The following is a 19,440-nucleotide window of genomic DNA, read 5'->3' as shown; positions in this document are numbered from 1 at the left end:
CTTTGCCTGATGGCACTGCGCTTATCAGGCCTACAGCGTCCTCAGATGCAGGCGTAGGCCGGATAAGGCGTTTATGCCGCCATCCGACAAAAGTTTCATCGACTTTGCAAAGTTGTTTCCAGTTCCCGCTATCCTTGCTCTATGAACATTTCCTCGCCTCAGCGTTGTAGTGTAGAATGCGGCGTTTCACTTAAACAGACGTTAAGCTCAGAACAGCGACTTCTCAGAGCCTGCTCAGGCGGGCGTAAGGCACAATAATTACACTATATGAAGAACATACGTAACTTTTCAATCATAGCTCACATCGACCACGGTAAATCGACGCTGTCTGACCGTATTATCCAGATCTGCGGTGGCCTGTCTGACCGTGAAATGGAAGCGCAGGTTCTCGACTCGATGGATCTTGAGCGTGAGCGCGGTATTACTATCAAAGCGCAGAGCGTGACGCTCGATTTCAAAGCATCTGATGGTGAAACCTATCAGCTTAACTTTATCGACACCCCGGGCCACGTTGACTTCTCGTATGAAGTTTCCCGCTCGCTTGCCGCCTGTGAAGGTGCACTGCTGGTGGTTGATGCCGGGCAGGGCGTGGAAGCGCAGACCCTGGCTAACTGCTATACCGCCATGGAAATGGATCTGGAAGTGGTGCCGGTTCTGAACAAAATCGACCTACCGGCCGCCGATCCTGAACGCGTAGCGGAAGAGATCGAAGATATCGTCGGTATCGATGCGACAGATGCCGTTCGCTGCTCGGCGAAAACTGGCGTTGGCGTCACTGACGTTCTTGAACGTCTGGTACGCGACATTCCGCCGCCGGAAGGTGATCCGGAAGGCCCATTACAGGCGCTGATCATCGACTCCTGGTTCGACAACTACCTTGGCGTGGTGTCGCTGGTGCGTATTAAAAACGGCACCATGCGTAAAGGCGACAAAATTAAAGTAATGAGCACCGGTCAGGTCTATAACGCCGACCGCCTGGGGATCTTTACGCCAAAACAGGTTGACCGTACCGAGCTGAAATGCGGCGAGGTAGGTTGGTTGGTTTGTGCGATTAAAGACATCCTCGGCGCGCCGGTTGGCGATACCCTGACGCAGGCGCGTAACCCGGCAGACAAACCGCTGCCAGGCTTTAAAAAAGTGAAGCCACAGGTTTACGCCGGTCTGTTCCCGGTCAGCTCTGACGACTATGAAAACTTCCGTGACGCGCTTGGCAAGCTGAGCCTGAACGACGCCTCCCTGTTCTACGAACCGGAAAGCTCTACCGCGCTGGGCTTCGGCTTCCGTTGTGGCTTCCTTGGTCTGCTGCACATGGAGATCATTCAGGAACGTCTGGAGCGTGAATACGATCTGGATCTGATCACTACCGCGCCGACCGTAGTCTACGAAGTCGAAACCACGGCGAAAGAGACTATCTACGTCGATAGCCCGTCCAAGCTGCCGCCGCTGAACAACATCTACGAACTGCGTGAGCCGATCGCTGAGTGTCACATGCTGCTGCCGCAGGCTTACCTTGGCAACGTCATCACCCTGTGTATCGAGAAGCGTGGCGTCCAGACCAACATGGTTTACCACGGTAACCAGGTGGCGCTGACGTATGAGATTCCGATGGCGGAAGTAGTACTCGATTTCTTCGACCGTCTGAAGTCGACCTCTCGCGGCTATGCGTCGCTGGACTATAACTTCAAACGCTTCCAGGCGTCTGACATGGTGCGCGTTGATGTCCTTATCAACAACGAACGTGTCGATGCGCTGGCGCTGATTACTCACCGCGACAACTCCCAGAGCCGTGGCCGCGAACTGGTTGAGAAGATGAAAGATCTAATCCCTCGCCAGCAGTTTGATATCGCGATCCAGGCGGCCATTGGTACGCACATCATCGCGCGTTCAACCGTGAAGCAGCTGCGTAAAAACGTTCTGGCGAAATGCTACGGCGGTGATATCAGCCGTAAGAAAAAGCTGCTGCAAAAACAGAAAGAGGGTAAAAAGCGCATGAAGCAGATCGGTAACGTCGAACTGCCGCAGGAAGCGTTCCTCGCCATTCTGCATGTCGGTAAAGACAGCAAATAATCTTAAGGAGTTGGCATGGCGAACATGTTTGCCCTGATTCTGGTGATTGCCACACTGGTGACGGGCATTTTATGGTGCGTAGATAAATTCATCTTCGCACCAAAACGCCGGGAGCGTCAGGCAGCAGCGCAAGCTGCTGCAGGTGATTCACTGGATAAAGCAACGCTGAAAAAAGTATCCCCTAAGCCGGGCTGGCTGGAAACCGGGGCATCCGTTTTCCCGGTACTGGCGATTGTGCTGGTGGTACGTTCATTTATTTATGAGCCGTTCCAGATCCCGTCAGGTTCGATGATGCCGACGCTGCTTATCGGTGACTTTATCCTGGTGGAGAAATTCGCCTACGGGATTAAAGATCCGATTTACCAGAAAACGCTGATCGAAACCGGTCATCCGAAACGCGGTGATATCGTGGTGTTTAAATACCCGGAAGATCCGCGCCTGGACTACATTAAACGTGCTGTCGGTTTACCGGGAGACAAAGTAACGTACGATCCAGTGGCGAAAGAAGTGACTATTCAGCCAGGATGCCGTTCCGGTCAGGCGTGTGAAAACGCGCTGCCGGTAACGTATTCGGATGTTCAGCCAAGTGATTTCGTACAGACCTTTGCGCGCCGTAACGGTGGGGAAGCGACCAGTGGCTTCTTTGAAGTTCCGCCGAACGAAACGAAAGAGAACGGTATTCGTCTCTCTGAGCGTAAAGAAACGCTGGGTGAGGTTACGCACCGCATTCTGACCGTGCCAATCGCGCAGGATCAGGTGGGAATGTATTACCGCCAGCCTGGTCAGCAACTGGCAACCTGGATCGTCCCGCCAGGGCACTACTTCATGATGGGTGATAACCGTGACAACAGTGCGGACAGCCGTTACTGGGGATTTGTGCCGGAAGCGAATCTGGTGGGTAAAGCGACCGCTATCTGGATGAGTTTCGATAAGCAAGAAGGTGAATGGCCGACCGGTGTGCGTTTAAGCCGTATTGGTGGCATTCACTAATCGCCGATAATCGTTCACGTTGTCGTCATTACGGCGGCAGCGTGAATTATTTCTCGGATAAATTCCCGCAGACTAACGACATCCCTTGTCGTTGTGTATAGAATATTCCCCCGAAGTTTTAGGTTGGCACCGACAGGTTGCCACGGCACACGAAACAGCGTTGGTTTGTATATAAAAGCATGCAGGCGAAGCCAGATGGCTCCGCAAAGTGCGTATATCAGGTCTGTTTCGTGTGCTGAATTGTTGACGCATTCATTTATTGGTATCGCATGAACCCCATCGTAATTAATCGGCTTCAACGGAAGCTGGGCTACACTTTTAATCATCAGGAGCTGTTGCAGCAGGCATTAACTCACCGGAGCGCCAGCAGCAAACATAACGAGCGTTTAGAATTTCTGGGCGACTCTATTTTGAGCTTTGTTATCGCTAATGCGCTGTATCACCGTTTCCCTCGAGTGGACGAAGGTGACATGAGCCGCATGCGCGCAACGCTGGTTCGCGGCAATACGCTGGCTGAATTAGCCCGTGAGTTTGACCTCGGTGAATGTTTACGTTTGGGGCCTGGTGAGCTGAAAAGCGGCGGCTTCCGTCGTGAATCGATCCTGGCCGATACCGTTGAAGCGTTGATCGGCGGCGTCTTCCTCGACAGCGATATTCAAACCGTTGAGCAATTAATCCTGAACTGGTATCAAACTCGTCTGGATGAAATTAGCCCAGGCGACAAACAAAAAGATCCGAAAACGCGCCTGCAGGAATATTTGCAGGGTCGCCACCTGCCTCTGCCGTCTTATTTGGTGGTACAGGTCCGTGGTGAAGCACACGATCAAGAATTTACTATCCACTGCCAGGTCAGCGGCCTGAGTGAACCGGTGGTTGGCACAGGTTCGAGCCGTCGTAAGGCTGAGCAGGCTGCCGCCGAACAGGCGTTAAAAAAACTGGAGCTGGAATGAGCGAAGAGAAAACTTACTGCGGATTTATTGCCATCGTCGGTCGCCCGAACGTCGGCAAATCCACCCTGTTGAATAATCTGCTTGGGCAGAAGATTTCTATTACCTCACGTAAGGCTCAGACAACACGTCACCGTATTGTTGGCATCCATACTGAAGGCGCGTATCAGGCGATTTATGTTGATACCCCGGGCCTGCATATGGAAGAAAAACGAGCGATCAACCGCCTGATGAACAAAGCGGCGAGCAGCTCGATCGGTGATGTTGAACTGGTTATTTTCGTTGTGGAAGGCACCCGCTGGACGCCGGACGACGAAATGGTGCTCAACAAGCTGCGTGATGGCAAAGCCCCGGTTATTCTGGCTGTGAACAAAGTAGACAACGTTCAGGAAAAAGCCGATCTGTTGCCGCACCTGCAGTTCCTGGCAAGCCAGATGAACTTCCTTGATATCGTGCCGATTTCTGCCGAAACCGGCTTGAATGTCGATACCGTTGCGGGCATCGTGCGTAAGCATTTGCCGGAAGCTATTCATCACTTCCCGGAAGATTACATCACCGACCGTTCTCAGCGCTTTATGGCCTCTGAAATCATCCGTGAAAAGCTGATGCGTTTTCTGGGTGCTGAACTGCCGTACTCCGTTACCGTGGAAATTGAGCGTTTTATCTCCAACGAGCGCGGTGGTTACGATATTAACGGTCTGATCCTCGTTGAACGTGAAGGGCAGAAGAAGATGGTTATTGGCAACAAAGGGGCCAAGATCAAAACCATCGGCATCGAAGCGCGTAAAGACATGCAGGAGATGTTCGAAGCGCCGGTTCACCTCGAACTGTGGGTGAAGGTGAAATCCGGCTGGGCCGATGACGAACGCGCGCTGCGTAGCCTCGGTTACGGCGACGACGTCTAAACCCATCTTCTGAAAAACGGCGAGTATATGGAAGGATGGCAACGAGCCTTTGTCTTGCATAGTCGCCCCTGGAGCGAAACCAGTCTCGTGCTGGACGTCTTCACGGAAGAGTCGGGTCGCGTGCGCCTGGTGGCTAAAGGCGCACGTTCCAAACGTTCTAATCTCAAAGGCGCGCTCCAGCCTTTTACCCCGTTGTTGCTTCGCTTTGGTGGACGTGGAGAGGTCAAAACCCTACGTAGTGCTGAAGCCGTTTCTCTGGCACTCCCTCTTAGCGGTATCACGCTGTACAGCGGTTTGTATATCAACGAGCTTGTCTCGCGCGTACTCGAGTACGAAACCCGCTTTTCTGAACTCTTTTTCGATTATCTGAACTGTATTCAGGCGCTGGCTGGCGCTACGGGTTCGCCAGAACCTGCATTGCGTCGCTTTGAGCTGGCCTTACTTGGACATCTGGGGTACGGCATCGATTTTTCCCACTGTGCGGGCAGCGGCGAGCCGGTAGACGACACCATGACCTATCGTTACCGGGAAGAAAAAGGGTTTATTGCCAGCGTCGTTATTGATAACAACACCTTTACCGGACGCCATCTCAAAGCACTTGGGTCGCGTGAATTTCCTGATGTCGATACGTTACGCGCAGCTAAACGCTTTACCCGCATGGCGTTAAAGCCGTATCTTGGTGGTAAGCCGTTAAAAAGCCGGGAACTGTTCCGGCAATTTATGCCAAAACGCGCAGTAAAAACAAATAATGATTAACGAGGATTGTCATGGCTGAATTACTGTTAGGCGTCAATATTGACCACATTGCCACGTTACGTAATGCACGCGGTACCGCATATCCGGACCCGGTTCAGGCAGCGTTTATCGTTGAACAGGCGGGCGCGGACGGTATTACCGTACATCTGCGTGAAGACCGTCGCCATATCACCGACCGTGACGTGCGTATTTTGCGCCAGACGCTGGATACGCGCATGAATCTGGAAATGGCAGTCACCGAAGAGATGCTGGCGATTGCCGTTGAGACTAAGCCGCATTTTTGCTGCCTGGTGCCGGAAAAACGTCAGGAAGTTACCACTGAAGGTGGTCTGGACGTCGCCGGTCAGCGTGACAAGATGCGCGATGCCTGCAAACGTCTGGCGGACGCAGGCATTCTGGTTTCGCTGTTTATCGATGCCGACGAAGAACAGATTAAGGCCGCTGCGGAAGTTGGCGCGCCGTTTATTGAAATTCACACCGGCTGTTACGCCGATGCGAAAACTGACGCAGAGCAGGCCAGCGAACTGGCGCGTATCGCCAAAGCGGCGACCTATGCTGCAAGCCTTGGCCTGAAGGTGAATGCAGGTCACGGTCTGACGTATCACAACGTTAAAGCTATCGCACGGATCCCGGAAATGCATGAGCTGAACATTGGCCATGCCATTATCGGGCGCGCGGTGATGAGCGGTCTGAAAGATGCCGTAGTCGAAATGAAGCGCCTGATGCTGGAAGCGCGTGGCTAATGGCGATTTTGGGATTAGGTACGGATATCGTGGAGATTGCCCGCATCGAAGCGGTAATTTCCCGTTCCGGCGACCGCCTGGCAAGACGTGTGCTCAGCGACAACGAATGGGCAATCTGGGAAACGCATCAGCAGCCGGTGCGTTTTCTGGCGAAGCGTTTTGCAGTCAAAGAGGCGGCAGCAAAAGCCTTTGGCACGGGTATTCGCAATGGGCTGGCGTTTAATCAGTTTGAAGTCTTTAATGACGAACTCGGTAAGCCGCGTCTGCGATTATGGGGAGAGGCGTTAAAACTGGCGGAAAAACTCGGCGTCGCGCATATGCATGTGACGCTGGCCGATGAGCGTCACTACGCCTGCGCTACGGTGATTATCGAGAGTTAGATTCTGCACGTTGCCGGATGGCGACGCGTGGCGTCTTATCCGGCCTACGGGTTATACGATTATTGCAGGGCTGGGTAGGCCTGATAAGCATTAGCGCTATCAGGCTTCACCGCCGGATGGCGACGCGGTTAAAGTTTATCGGCGTGGTGCATCAGCACAAACTTATCCCACAACTGCTCTTCTGTTTCGACATGTGCCGGATCTTTCAAAATAGTATTGGGGATCGGGCACACCTTCTGGCAGGTTGGCGTGTCGTAATGGCCTACGCATTCCGTACATTTGTCGCTGTTAATCTCGTAAATGCTATCACCCATCGAAATCGCCTCATTCGGGCATTCGGGCTCGCACATATCGCAATTGATACACTTTTTAGTGATTAACAGGGCCATCAGGAAACTCTCAAAACATCACAAACCGGGCGGGCATTATACGCGCATTCTTTGCTCAGACCAGTTTTTTTACCAGAGCTTCGCTGTGGCGAATACGTTCCGGAGCATGCTCCAGATCCTGCTGCACCAGAGCCATAAACAGTAAATCAGTGAGCATCATTTGCGCATGAGTGGAAGAAATCGCTGCGCTGCGCGTGGCCTGCTCCTCGGCAATCGTGTACAGACAATGACTTGCCCGTTGCTGCAGGGCATTGGGTGTAAATCCAGTGATGGCGAGGATTTTCGCGCCGGTGCGCAACGTTTCATCCGCAGCCAGGTTGAGCTCGCGGCGCTCTCCGGTATACGAAATGGCCAGCAGCAGATCGTTGGGCGAAAGCGCTTGCACCGTCGCCAGCAGGGCGTGCATATCGCGTTCCACCACCGCGTTAAAACCAATCTTCAGCAACTTCCAGGCAAAATTCTGTGCCACCAGACCCGATGCGCCAATCCCGGTCACGATAATGCGCCGGGCTGAGCGCAACATTGTGACGCTCTCCATCAGTTTCTCTTCGCTGTTGACGTCCAGCGTCGCATGCATCGCCGCCACGTTCTCCTGAATCAACTTTTCCCCCACCAGACGCATAGGATCGTCACCGCGAATCTGATTATGTACCGGAATGGAATGGGGGTTGGGATTGCTGGCCAGCGCTTCGCTGATCGCCAGTTTGAGTGCAGGAAATCCTTTAAAACCCATCTTTTGCGCGAACTTCACCACGCTGGACTGGCTGACGCCCGCCTCCGCGGCCAACTGCTGCGAACTGAGATGACGCGCAGTATCCGGCTGGGAAAGGAGATAATCTGCCAATTTTTTATCGCTTTGCGCGAGGTCCGGGTAACGCTGGCGAATGCGAATTAAACAGTTCATGCTGTCTCCTGGCGAAAACGTGATGGCGATTACAAAACAAAATTTCATTCGCCTGGATGAATATAATATTCCATTATGGCAGATTATTATGAATTAAAAATTCCTAAGGAACAAAAAATGAATCTCGGTGCATTAGTTTCAGAAACCCGCAATCCCCAGACCATGGACCTGGATGCGCTCTCCACGCTGGAGTTGGTTCATCGTTTTAATCAACAGGATACGCTGGTAGCCGAAGCAGTAAAAGCAACTCTGCCTCAAGTTGCGTGTGCGGTTGATGCGGCAGCTAACGCACTAAAAGCAGGTGGTCGCATTATTTACATGGGAGCGGGGACCAGCGGGCGTCTCGGGGTACTGGATGCGTCTGAATGCCCACCGACCTTCGGCGTTCCACACGGTCTGGTGGTTGGATTGATTGCCGGGGGGCCGGGCGCGCTGTTGAAGGCGGTTGAGGGTGCGGAAGATAACCCACAGTTAGGTGAAGACGATCTGTGTGCGCTCAATCTTACCGCGCAGGATCTGGTGGTGGGGCTGGCAGCATCTGGTCGCACGCCGTATGTAATTGGTGGGCTGAAATATGCGCGTTCGGTGGGCTGTACGACGGTGGCTATTTCTTGCAATCCGGATTCCCCTATCGCGCATGAAGCGGATATTGCCATTTCTCCGGTAGTGGGGCCAGAGGCGCTGACCGGGTCAACACGACTGAAATCCGGCACCGCGCAAAAGCTGGTGCTCAATATGATCTCCACCGGAGCGATGGTGAAGTTCGGTAAGGTTTATCAGAATCTGATGGTGGACATGCAGGCAACCAACGTCAAACTGGTCGATCGGGCGTGCCGTATGGTGGTTGAAGCCACGGGCATTGCGCGTGAACAGGCGCAAGCGCTGCTAAAGCAGACTGATTTTGACGTTAAGCCAGCTATTTTAATGGCGCTCACCGGCCTTGACGCCGCCGCCGCCCGCGAAAAGCTTGCCGCTCACCAGGGTTTTTTACGCGCGGCGTTAGAACACTAAGAGGTGTATATGGATAAGACGGTGGTGCTGGCCAGCGATATTCTACTGGGCGTTGGCGGAGAGAAAAATATTCTGCGCCTGGAAAACTGTATGACCCGCGTCAGGGTTGAAGTTCAGGATGATGGACAGCTCGATATCCCTCGTCTCAGGCAACTGCCCGGTGTCAGCGGCTACGTGAAGCAGGGCGCGCAGCACCAGATTATTGTCGGCCCCGGTAAAGCGGCCAAAGTGGTGGATGCCATGCGTTCCCTGATCGCCGATGGCGGCGAGCGAGCAGGTGCCAATGATATCGAGCGCACAAAGTCAGAGGCCAAAGCAAAGTACAAAGCGCCGATGAGCGATGCGCTGCGCAAGCTGGCGAACGTCTTTATCCCTCTTATTCCGGCGTTTATCGCCTCTGGTTTGATTACCGGCATTATTAACATCCTTAAGCGCCCGGACATCGTGGGGGATTTTGCGACCCACTATCCGAATATGCTGGGGTTGATGGGCATATTTGGCAGCGCCGTGTTTGCCATTATGAATATTCTGGTCGGGGTGAATACCGCCAAAGTTTTCGGTGGCTCCCTGGCGATGGGCGGGGTGATGGCGGGGATCCTCTCCAGTCCGCAACTGGCACAAATCACGCTGTTTGGCGAAGCGTTGCAGCCGGGGCGCGGCGGGGTGATCGCGGTACTGCTGGTGGTGGCGTTGATGTGTTGGATCGAACGCAAATTCCGCGAGCTGTTGCCAGAATCACTGGAGCTTATCCTTAATCCGCTGCTGACTACCATCATTACCGGCGTAATCGCGATTGTGGCGCTGCAACCGCTTGGCGGCTGGATTTCTGAGTCTATTGCTCACGGCGCATCCTGGGCTATCGATCGCGGCGGTTTTCTGGTCGGTGCCGTGCTGGCAGGAACCTTCCTGCCGTTGGTGCTCACTGGACTTCATCAGGGATTGGTGCCCATCCATGTTGAGCTGGTTCAGGCACACGGTTATAACGCGCTCTTTCCGATCCTGGCGATGGCGGGCGTTGGGCAAATAGGTGCTGCGATCGCGGTTCTGATGAAAACCCGAAATGCGCGGTTAAAAAAAGTAATCAAAGGTGCACTGCCTGTCGGACTGCTGGGTATAGGCGAGCCGCTGATTTTTGGCGTAACGCTGCCGTTGGGTAAGCCGTTTATCGGTGCATGTCTTGGCGGCGCGGTAGGTGGAGCGCTGATTAGCTACTGGAAGGTGGCGACGGTCATCACATTTGGCATCTCCGGATTACCGCTGGCACTGACGATTGTTGCCGGAAAAGTGATGTTCTATCTGTTAGGCTATCTGGTAGCAGTTATCGCCGGGTTCCTGTTTACCTGGCTATTGGGATTCACTGATCCAGAGGAATAAGGTTTGACCAATCACCAGCGCCGCGTTGTCTTTTTTGATTTGGATGGCACGTTACACCAGCAGGATATGTTCGGTAGTTTTATTCGTTATCTGCTGCGTCGCCAGCCGCTGAACGCGTTGCTGGTGCTGCCTCTGCTACCGGTGATTGCGCTGGCATTGCTGATACAAGGGCGCGCCGCCCGCTGGCCAATGAGCCTGCTGTTATGGGGATGCACTTTTGGTCGCAGCGAGGCGCGTCTGAAAGCGCATCAGGCCGACTTTGTGCGCTGGTTTCGCAGTAACGTGACGGCGTTTCCGCTCGTTCAGCAGCGCCTGACAACCTACCTGTTAAGCTCTGACGCTGACATCTGGCTTATCACCGGCTCTCCGCAGTCGTTGGTCGAGCAGGTTTACTTTGATACTCCGTGGCTACCGCGAGTCAATCTGATCGCCAGCAAAATGGCGCGGGGATACGGCGGCTGGGTGCTGACTCTGCGCTGTCTGGGCCATGAGAAAGTGACGCAACTGGAGCGGCAGATTGGCGCACCGTTGTCTCTCTACAGCGGCTACAGCGACAGTAAGCAGGATAATCCGTTACTCTCTTTTTGCCAGCATCGCTGGCGCGTCACGCCGCGCGGAGAGCTGCAACAACTCGAATAGAGTAAACGATAGCGTCTGTGTATAATGCGCCCGCTTTTATTGGTGGAGTAACCCCTTTGTCAGATGTTGAATTTAGCCACGAATACTGGATGCGTCATGCTTTAACGCTGGCTAAGCGCGCCTGGGATGAGCGTGAAGTCCCAGTGGGTGCGGTATTGGTACATAACAACCGAGTGATTGGCGAAGGCTGGAACCGCCCGATAGGTCATCATGATCCGACTGCCCACGCTGAGATTATGGCGCTGCGTCAGGGCGGCCTGGTGCTGCAAAACTACCGTCTGTTAGATGCCACGCTGTACGTCACTCTGGAGCCGTGCGTGATGTGCGCAGGCGCGATGGTGCACAGCCGTATCGGTCGGGTCGTTTTTGGTGCACGCGATGCGAAAACGGGCGCTGCCGGGTCATTAATGGATGTGCTGCATCACCCTGGGATGAATCATCGGGTTGAAGTGACAGAGGGGGTACTGCGGGATGAATGTGCCACGTTGCTCAGTGATTTCTTTCGCATGCGTCGGCAGGAAATCAAGGCCCTGAAAAAATCCGCTAATCAGTAAATACCAATCAGACTACTGGTCCTCTTTCTTCTGTGCCGAAAATAGCAGGGAAGGGGAGTGCGACAGGTAGTTTGACGACGTCTGAGTCAGAAAGGCTGAAAGCGGAAATTTATCTTTACCCAACAGCTCAGCCGGCGACACCGCCGGGTAATCCTGAGCCAGTTGCTGCGTTTCCTGCGCCTGTTTTTCTTTCTCCTGCAGATACCCCACCAGGCTAATCTGGTACTTACGGATATTTTCCACATAGGCGTAAGCTTCGTGGCCACGCGCATAGCCATAGGTCAGCTTGTTGTAATACGGCTTTTGGCTGAGCAGCGGTAGCCGCTGTTTTACGTCGGACCAACTGTTCGGGTTGCCTTTGGTTTTCACCGTTAGCGCCCGCGCATCAAGCATGTGCGCATAACCCATGTTATAGGCTGCAAGGGCAAACCAGATGCGTTCTCCTTCGGGGACGGTATCCGGTACTTTACTCATCATATCCTGCAAGTATCGCGCGCCGCCGCTGATACTCTGTTCGGCATCGGTACGGTCGGTCAGCCCGAGACTCTGAGCAGTATTTTTGGTCAGCATCATCAGTCCGCGTACGCCGGTCGGGGATGTGGCCTGCGCGTCCCAGTGCGACTCCTGATAGGATATTGCGGCGAGCAGTCGCCAGTCTATCTCCTGCGCATACTTCTCAAACAGCGGCTTAAGGTCCGGCAACACGCTGTCTACGGCGCGCAAAAAGGTGCGGGTATCGACATAGTCAAAATCATCGCCATGCCCGAGATATTTCTCTTCCAGCCGTGCCAGAGAACCGTCTTCATTCATGGTGTTAAAGAAATCCAACAAGGCGGCAGACAGCGTGTTGTCATCGTCCAGACGACTAAACCAGGTCACCGGCTGTTCGTCAGAGACGTCCAGCGCCACGGCCAGCTCAGGATGCACGCGTTGGTATAAGCTGATGGCGACAGAATCTGCAATGGTGTAATCCAGCTTTCCGGCGATTACATCATCGAGCAATTCGGTGGTGCCCTTTTTGTCATCAACTTTCCAGCTCAGATCGGGAAATTTTTTCTCTTTTAGCTGCTGGAGGTCGTTAACCACCACATGCCCCGGGGCGATAGTCAGTTGGCTTTCGTTCACGGTGGCAAGCGTGCGCGGGCGATATTGCCCAACCCGGTACACCAGCTGTTGTGAAACCGAATAATAGGTCGGGCCTGGCTGGTAATTTTTCACCCGCTCGCTGTTATAGACCAGGCCTGCGGCTAACAGGTCGGCATTGCCGTTATCCAGGTCGTCAAAAAGCTGGCTGATGTTCTGGCGTACGGTAACTTTTAACTTCACGCCTAAGTAGTCGGCAAATTCCTGGGCCAGTTCATAATCTAGGCCGAATTTTTTGCCGTTGAGGGTCGCGTAAGTTAACGGCGAGTCGATGGTACTGACGCGCAGCTCTCCCCGCGACTGAATGGCGGCGATACGATTTTCGGCTTTACCGAACCAGGGAATAGATGGCCAAAGGGCCGCTGCCAACAACAGCGTCAATATGCCGATGAACAGATAATTAATCTTTAATTTTTTCAATTAGTTAATTCTCTGAACCGTACGTTTTCTCTGCCTGCTGTGGTGCTGATTAAGAAGTGAAGTCGTCATTAATGAACGGCATTTTGCTTAAACTTGCGTCAGTTGGCAACTTATTCAGAAATCTGACCGCATTTGATGATAAGTGACTGTCGTGATTTTATTTCGACGCAAACGGTTTCGTCGGCGCGGTAGATTCTTTATAATGACGCCCGTTTCCCCACTTGGGCACACCGAAAGCTTAGAAGACGAGAGACTTATGATGGAAATTCTGCGTGGTTCACCTGCACTGTCTGCATTCCGTATTAACAAACTGCTGGCACGTTTTCAGGCTGCCAACCTCCAGGTCCACAATATTTACGCCGAGTACGTCCATTTTGCCGATCTGAATGCACCGTTAAATGAAGATGAGCACGCGCAGCTTGCACGCCTGCTGAAATATGGTCCTGCTCTGCAAAGCCACGCCCCGGAAGGAAAACTGCTGCTGGTTACGCCTCGCCCTGGCACCATCTCCCCGTGGTCTTCTAAAGCGACTGATATTGCCCACAACTGCGGTCTGCACCAGATTAGCCGCCTGGAACGTGGCATTACCTGGTATGTAGAAGCCTCTACACTGACCGCTGAGCAATGGCAGATGGTGGCCGATGAACTGCACGACCGCATGATGGAAACGGTTTTCTCTGCGCTGAACGATGCCGAAAAACTGTTTGTCCATCACCAACCGGCGCCGGTCTCCAGCGTTGATCTACTGGGTGAGGGACGTCAGGCGCTGATCGACGCTAACCTGCGTCTGGGTCTGGCGCTGGCGGAAGACGAAATTGACTATCTGCAGGATGCGTTCACCAAACTGGGGCGCAACCCGAACGACATTGAACTGTACATGTTTGCGCAGGCCAACTCCGAGCACTGCCGCCACAAGATTTTTAACGCCGACTGGGTTATCGACGGTAAACAACAGCCTAAGTCGCTGTTCAAGATGATCAAGAATACCTTCGAAACCACGCCGGACCACGTGCTGTCTGCCTATAAAGACAACGCCGCGGTAATGGAAGGTTCTGAAGTGGGCCGCTATTTTGCCGATCACAAAACCGGCCGCTACGATTTCCATCAGGAACCAGCCCACATCCTGATGAAGGTAGAAACTCATAACCACCCGACGGCTATCTCTCCGTGGCCAGGTGCGGCAACCGGCTCCGGCGGAGAAATCCGCGATGAGGGTGCAACCGGTCGTGGTGCAAAACCGAAAGCCGGGCTGGTAGGCTTCTCCGTCTCCAACCTGCGTATTCCTGGCTTTGAACAGCCTTGGGAAGAGGACTTTGGTAAGCCGGATCGTATTGTCACCGCGCTCGACATCATGACCGAAGGCCCGCTGGGCGGCGCGGCGTTTAACAACGAATTTGGTCGCCCGGCGCTGACCGGCTACTTCCGTACCTATGAAGAAAAGGTCAACAGCCATAACGGCGAAGAGCTGCGCGGTTACCATAAACCGATCATGCTGGCAGGCGGGATCGGTAACATCCGTGCCGATCACGTGCAGAAAGGCGAGATCGTCGTTGGCGCCAAGCTGATCGTCCTCGGCGGCCCGGCGATGAACATTGGCCTTGGCGGCGGGGCAGCCTCCTCTATGGCTTCCGGTCAGTCTGATGCCGATCTTGATTTCGCTTCTGTACAGCGTGATAACCCGGAAATGGAACGTCGTTGCCAGGAAGTTATCGACCGTTGCTGGCAGATGGGTGATGCGAACCCAATTCTGTTTATCCATGACGTTGGCGCGGGTGGTCTGTCTAACGCCATGCCGGAGCTGGTAAGCGATGGCGGTCGCGGTGGTAAGTTCCAGCTGCGCGATATCCTCAGCGATGAGCCGGGTATGAGCCCGCTGGAAATCTGGTGTAACGAGTCCCAGGAGCGCTACGTGCTGGCGGTTGCTGCCGATCAATTGCCGCTGTTTGACGAACTGTGTAAGCGCGAGCGCGCGCCGTACGCGGTCATCGGTGAAGCAACCGAAGAACAGCATCTGACCTTGAGCGACAGCCACTTCGACAACCAGCCGATCGACATGCCACTCGATGTGCTGCTGGGTAAAACACCGAAAATGACCCGCGATGTGCAGACGCTGAAAGCCAAAGGCGATGCACTGAATCGTAGTGAAATCTCGATTGCAGATGCGGTTAACCGCGTGCTGCATCTGCCGACTGTCGCGGAGAAAACGTTCCTCGTGACTATCGGTGACCGTACCGTTACCGGTATGGTGGCGCGTGACCAGATGGTTGGTCCATGGCAGATCCCGGTCGCCAACTGCGCGGTCACTACCGCAAGCCTCGATAGCTACTACGGCGAAGCGATGTCTCTCGGCGAGCGCGCGCCAGTCGCATTGCTCGACTTCTCAGCCTCTGCGCGTCTGGCTGTCGGTGAGGCGCTGACCAACATTGCGGCAACGCAGATTGGCGATATCAAACGCATTAAACTGTCGGCCAACTGGATGGCGGCTGCGGGTCACCCTGGCGAAGACGCCGGACTGTACGAAGCGGTAAAAGCCGTTGGGGAAGAATTATGTCCGGCGCTTGGCCTGACCATTCCGGTGGGCAAAGACTCTATGTCGATGAAAACCCGCTGGCAGGAAGGCAACGAACAGCGTGAAATGACCTCGCCGCTGTCGCTGGTGATCACCGCCTTTGCCCGCGTGGAAGATGTGCGCCACACCATTACCCCGCAGCTTTCTACTGAAGACAACGCCCTGTTGCTGATTGACCTTGGTCTGGGTCACAACGCGCTTGGTGCGACGGCGCTGGCGCAGGTTTACCGTCAACTGGGGGATAAGCCTGCCGATGTGCGTAACGTAGCGCAACTGAAAGGCTTCTACGACGCCATTCAGGCTCTGGTCGCACAGCGTAAGCTGCTGGCCTACCACGATCGCTCTGACGGTGGCTTGCTGGTGACGCTGGCGGAAATGGCCTTCACTGGTCACTGCGGTATTGAAGCTGATATCCACTCTCTGGGTGAAGATCGTCTGGCGGCGCTGTTTAACGAAGAGCTGGGTGCGGTGATTCAGGTTCGCGCAGGTGATCGTGAAGCGGTTGAGGCGTTGCTGGCTCAACATGGCCTGGCCGATTGCGTGCACTATCTGGGGAAAGCCGTGCAAGGCGACCGCTTCGTGGTCGAAGCAGATGGTCATGCGGTGTTCAGCGAAAGTCGCACCACAATGCGTATGTGGTGGGCGGAAACCACCTGGCAGATGCAGCGTCTGCGCGATAACCCGGAATGCGCCGATCAGGAACACGACGCTAAAACCAACGATGCCGATCCGGGTCTCAACGTCAAACTGACGTTCGATATTAACGACGATGTTGCCGCGCCGTATATCGCCACCGGTGCGCGTCCGAAAGTGGCCGTGCTGCGCGAGCAGGGCGTTAACTCCCACGTCGAAATGGCGGCAGCTTTCCACCGTGCGGGCTTTGACGCCATCGATGTACACATGAGCGATCTGCTGGGGGGACGCATCGGCTTGGGTAACTTCCAGGCGCTGGTAGCCTGCGGCGGCTTCTCTTACGGCGATGTACTCGGCGCAGGGGAAGGTTGGGCGAAGTCAATTTTGTTCAACAACCGCGTGCGTGATGAGTTCGAAACCTTCTTCCATCGCCCGCAAACCTTGGCGCTCGGGGTGTGTAACGGTTGCCAGATGATGTCTAACCTGCGTGAGCTAATCCCAGGAAGCGACCTGTGGCCGCGCTTTGTGCGTAACCACTCCGACCGCTTTGAAGCCCGCTTCAGCCTGGTCGAAGTGACGCAAAGCCCGTCCTTACTGCTTGCCGATATGGTGGGGTCAATGATGCCGATTGCCGTTTCTCACGGTGAAGGTCGTGTGGAAGTGCGTGACGGTGCGCATCTGGCTCAGCTTGAGAGCAAAGGTCTGGTGGCACTGCGCTACGTCGATAACTTCGGTAAGGTGACCGAGGCTTACCCGGCTAACCCGAACGGTTCGCCGAATGGTATTACTGCTGTGACCACTGAAAATGGTCGCGTCACCATTATGATGCCGCACCCAGAACGTGTGTTCCGTACCGTGAGCAACTCCTGGCACCCGGAAAATTGGGGCGAGGACAGCCCGTGGATGCGTATCTTCCGCAACGCGCGTAAACAGCTTGGATAATTAGCCTATGATCATCAAGCCCCTCTTGTGAGGGGCTTTTTTTTGTCTGCCGCCTGATAACGCTACGCTTATCAGGCTTACGGGGAAATGCGGTTGTAGGCCGGATAAGGCGTTCACGCCGCTATCCGGCAATAAACTCAGCGCTTGCACCTAAAAGTAAAGTGTCGGGAAATGCCGACATAGATAAGGTTACATTGTCGCCAAAAAGAGACATTTAATTATTTGATTTAAAACGAATTTATTTTTAAGTGTTACAGGTGTTGCTGATTGGCGACGGTGTGGGTGAAAAATGGACAATATCATTTCTCATATAAATAATCATATTTTCTATATTTATCATTGTGTTAATAAAGTGTTTTGAATATTGGCACAGATGCTGCATAATATTAAACAGTGGCTCATTCACCTTCTTATGTCAGCCCCTTCGGGACGTGCTACATAAACTTCGAATGACGCACAACAAGGTGCCTGCCGTCCAACATCTGATATTAGCGAAGCTCATATCAACCTCCGGGCGAAACGTCGAGTTAGGCACCGCCTTATTCCGCAACAAAGCCGGGTTAATCCCGGCTTTGTTGTATCTGGCGTTCCCCTCAGTTAGCATCAACCTATTCCTGTCCATTGAGAGTAACGCCTTGAAGCGCTGGTCAGTTTTCCCCCGATCTTTACGTCAATTGGTGATGTTGGCATTTTTGCTGATCCTGTTGCCGTTGTTAGTTTTGGCCTGGCAGGCGTGGCAAAGTCTGAATGCCCTGAGCGCGCAGGCTGCGCTGACGAACCGCACCACGCTGATTGACGCCAGACGCAGTGAAGCGATGACCAATGCTGCGCTGGAGATGGAGCGCAGCTATCGGCAATACTGTGTGCTTGATGACTCAACGTTGGCCAAGGTCTACCAAAGTCAGCGTAAACGCTACAGCGATATGCTGGATGCGCATGCGGGGGTGTTGCCAGATACCAAGCTCTACCAGGCGTTGCGTCAGGATCTTAACGATCTCGCGCAGTTGCAGTGTAAAAACAGCGGCCCTGACAGTGTGTCGGCTGCACGGCTGGAAGCGTTCGCCAATGCCAATACCGAGATGGTGCAAGCGACGCGTACCGTCGTCTTTTCTCGTGGCCAGCAGTTACAGCAGGAAATAGCCGAACGCGGGCAGTTTTTTGGCTGGCAGGCACTGGTGCTGTTTCTCCTTAGCCTGGCGATGGTGCTGTTGTTTACCCGTATGATTATCGGTCCGGTGAAGGGCATCGAACGGATGATCAACCGTCTGGGAGAAGGGCGCTCGTTGGGCGATAGCGTATTATTAACTGGGCCCCGCGAGCTGCGATCCGTGGGGCAGCGTATTATCTGGTTAAGTGAACGCCTCTCCTGGCTTGAGTCGCAACGGCATCAGTTTTTACGCCATCTTTCTCATGAGCTGAAAACACCGCTGGCGAGTATGCGTGAAGGTACCGAATTGCTGGCCGATCAGGTAGTGGGCCCGTTAACACCGGAGCAAAAAGAGGTGGTCGGCATCCTCGATGACAGCAGCCGCAACTTGCAAAAACTGATTGAGCAACTTCTCGATTACAACCGCAAGTTGGCGGATGATGAGGCTGAGCTTGAAAGTGTGGAAATCGCGCCGCTGGTGGAAAGCGTTGTTTCTGCGCATAGCCTGCCCGCTCGCGCCAAAATGATACATACTGATGTTGCGCTTGCGGTGAACGCCTGCCTGGCAGAACCGATGCTGTTGATGAGCGTGCTGGACAATCTTTATTCCAATGCGGTGCACTACGGCGCTGAATCCGGTAACATTTGGATCCGCAGCAGTTTGCATGGATCAACGGTATACATCGATGTAATGAATACCGGCACACCGATCCCTGAAGCAGAACAGACCATGATCTTCGAGCCTTTTTTCCAGGGTAGCCATCAGCGAAAAGGGGCGGTAAAAGGAAGCGGGTTGGGGCTAAGCATTGCCAGAGATTGCATTCGCCGTATGCGGGGCAAACTGTATCTGGTTGATGACCACGCGCAAAACGTTTGTTTTCGCATAGAACTGCCGCTAGCTGCTGCGAAAAATCACTAAAATAAACC

16 protein-coding genes are annotated in these 19,440 nt (G+C 54.0%); 13 read left to right on the top strand and 3 right to left on the bottom strand.

Annotated features, from left to right (window positions below; genetic code table 11):
* Positions 1-267: 267 nt before the first annotated feature.
* The 7 genes from lepA (at position 268) to acpS (ending at position 6,788) form a co-directional block, all read left to right on the top strand.
* Positions 268-2,067, top strand: coding sequence for a translation elongation factor 4 (gene lepA, locus WN16_RS21325; RefSeq protein WP_003037577.1), 1,800 nt, complete (start codon positions 268-270; stop codon positions 2,065-2,067).
* Positions 2,068-2,082: 15 nt separating this feature from the next.
* Positions 2,083-3,057 (top strand): signal peptidase I, encoded by a 975-nt coding sequence (lepB, locus tag WN16_RS21320; RefSeq protein WP_003838377.1) that lies wholly within the window; start codon positions 2,083-2,085, stop codon positions 3,055-3,057.
* Between the two features lie 269 nt (positions 3,058-3,326).
* Entirely contained in the window at positions 3,327-4,007 is a 681-nt protein-coding gene (gene rnc / locus WN16_RS21315; RefSeq protein ID WP_003037579.1) for a ribonuclease III, read from the top strand.
* Positions 4,004-4,909, top strand: coding sequence for a GTPase Era (gene era / locus WN16_RS21310; RefSeq protein WP_003037581.1), 906 nt, complete (start codon positions 4,004-4,006; stop codon positions 4,907-4,909). The genes rnc and era overlap by 4 nt, the downstream gene beginning before the upstream one ends.
* A gap of 27 nt (positions 4,910-4,936) precedes the next feature.
* A complete protein-coding gene (gene recO, locus WN16_RS21305) occupies positions 4,937-5,665 on the top strand; it encodes a DNA repair protein RecO (RefSeq protein WP_044701965.1) in 729 nt (242 codons plus the stop codon).
* An 11-nt stretch (positions 5,666-5,676) separates the two neighbouring features.
* On the top strand, positions 5,677-6,408 hold the full coding sequence (gene pdxJ, locus WN16_RS21300) for a pyridoxine 5'-phosphate synthase (protein WP_016150781.1): 732 nt from the start codon (positions 5,677-5,679) through the stop codon (positions 6,406-6,408).
* Entirely contained in the window at positions 6,408-6,788 is a 381-nt protein-coding gene (gene acpS, locus WN16_RS21295) for a holo-ACP synthase (RefSeq protein ID WP_003037588.1), read from the top strand. The genes pdxJ and acpS overlap by 1 nt, the downstream gene beginning before the upstream one ends.
* Positions 6,789-6,916: 128 nt before the next feature.
* Here the strand turns inward: acpS and WN16_RS21290 are convergent, their stop codons facing one another.
* Both WN16_RS21290 and WN16_RS21285 read right to left on the bottom strand, forming a co-directional pair.
* Positions 6,917-7,177 carry a YfhL family 4Fe-4S dicluster ferredoxin gene (locus WN16_RS21290; RefSeq protein ID WP_003037590.1) on the bottom strand — a complete coding sequence of 87 codons (261 nt, stop codon included), beginning with the start codon at positions 7,175-7,177 and terminating at the stop codon, positions 6,917-6,919.
* Between the two features lie 55 nt (positions 7,178-7,232).
* Positions 7,233-8,081 carry a MurR/RpiR family transcriptional regulator gene (locus WN16_RS21285; RefSeq protein ID WP_003037593.1) on the bottom strand — a complete coding sequence of 283 codons (849 nt, stop codon included), beginning with the start codon at positions 8,079-8,081 and terminating at the stop codon, positions 7,233-7,235.
* Between the two features lie 117 nt (positions 8,082-8,198).
* On the opposite strand from WN16_RS21285, the gene murQ reads away from it, so the two are divergent.
* From murQ to tadA, 4 genes are all read left to right on the top strand, one after another.
* Positions 8,199-9,092: an N-acetylmuramic acid 6-phosphate etherase gene (gene murQ, locus WN16_RS21280; protein WP_003037596.1), complete on the top strand. Its 894-nt coding sequence runs from the start codon at positions 8,199-8,201 to the stop codon at positions 9,090-9,092.
* Positions 9,093-9,101: 9 nt separating this feature from the next.
* The gene (locus WN16_RS21275) at positions 9,102-10,466 is read left to right on the top strand and encodes a PTS transporter subunit EIIC (RefSeq protein WP_044701968.1); all 1,365 of its coding nucleotides are present in this window, start codon (positions 9,102-9,104) and stop codon (positions 10,464-10,466) included.
* 3 nt (positions 10,467-10,469) lie between these two features.
* On the top strand, positions 10,470-11,105 hold the full coding sequence (yfhb, locus tag WN16_RS21270) for a phosphatidylglycerophosphatase C (protein WP_003037603.1): 636 nt from the start codon (positions 10,470-10,472) through the stop codon (positions 11,103-11,105).
* 89 nt (positions 11,106-11,194) lie between these two features.
* Positions 11,195-11,659 carry a tRNA adenosine(34) deaminase TadA gene (gene tadA / locus WN16_RS21265; protein WP_229235875.1) on the top strand — a complete coding sequence of 155 codons (465 nt, stop codon included), beginning with the start codon at positions 11,195-11,197 and terminating at the stop codon, positions 11,657-11,659.
* Positions 11,660-11,671: 12 nt separating this feature from the next.
* Here the strand turns inward: tadA and mltF are convergent, their stop codons facing one another.
* Positions 11,672-13,222: a membrane-bound lytic murein transglycosylase MltF gene (gene mltF, locus WN16_RS21260; RefSeq protein ID WP_003838390.1), complete on the bottom strand. Its 1,551-nt coding sequence runs from the start codon at positions 13,220-13,222 to the stop codon at positions 11,672-11,674.
* Between the two features lie 256 nt (positions 13,223-13,478).
* Here mltF and purL point away from each other — a divergent pair, with 256 nt between their 5' ends.
* Both purL and qseE read left to right on the top strand, forming a co-directional pair.
* Positions 13,479-17,366, top strand: a complete 3,888-nt coding sequence (purL, locus tag WN16_RS21255) for a phosphoribosylformylglycinamidine synthase (RefSeq protein WP_044701969.1) — start codon at positions 13,479-13,481, stop codon at positions 17,364-17,366.
* Between the two features lie 635 nt (positions 17,367-18,001).
* Positions 18,002-19,432, top strand: a complete 1,431-nt coding sequence (gene qseE, locus WN16_RS21250) for a two component system sensor histidine kinase QseE/GlrK (RefSeq protein ID WP_003847077.1) — start codon at positions 18,002-18,004, stop codon at positions 19,430-19,432.
* Positions 19,433-19,440: the final 8 nt, after the last annotated feature.

Source organism: Citrobacter sp. ABFQG (assembly GCF_004322975.1).
GTDB lineage: Bacteria > Pseudomonadota > Gammaproteobacteria > Enterobacterales > Enterobacteriaceae > Citrobacter > Citrobacter freundii.
Note: the sequence above shows the minus strand (reverse complement) of the source record. Positions and strands in the feature narration are given on the sequence as shown.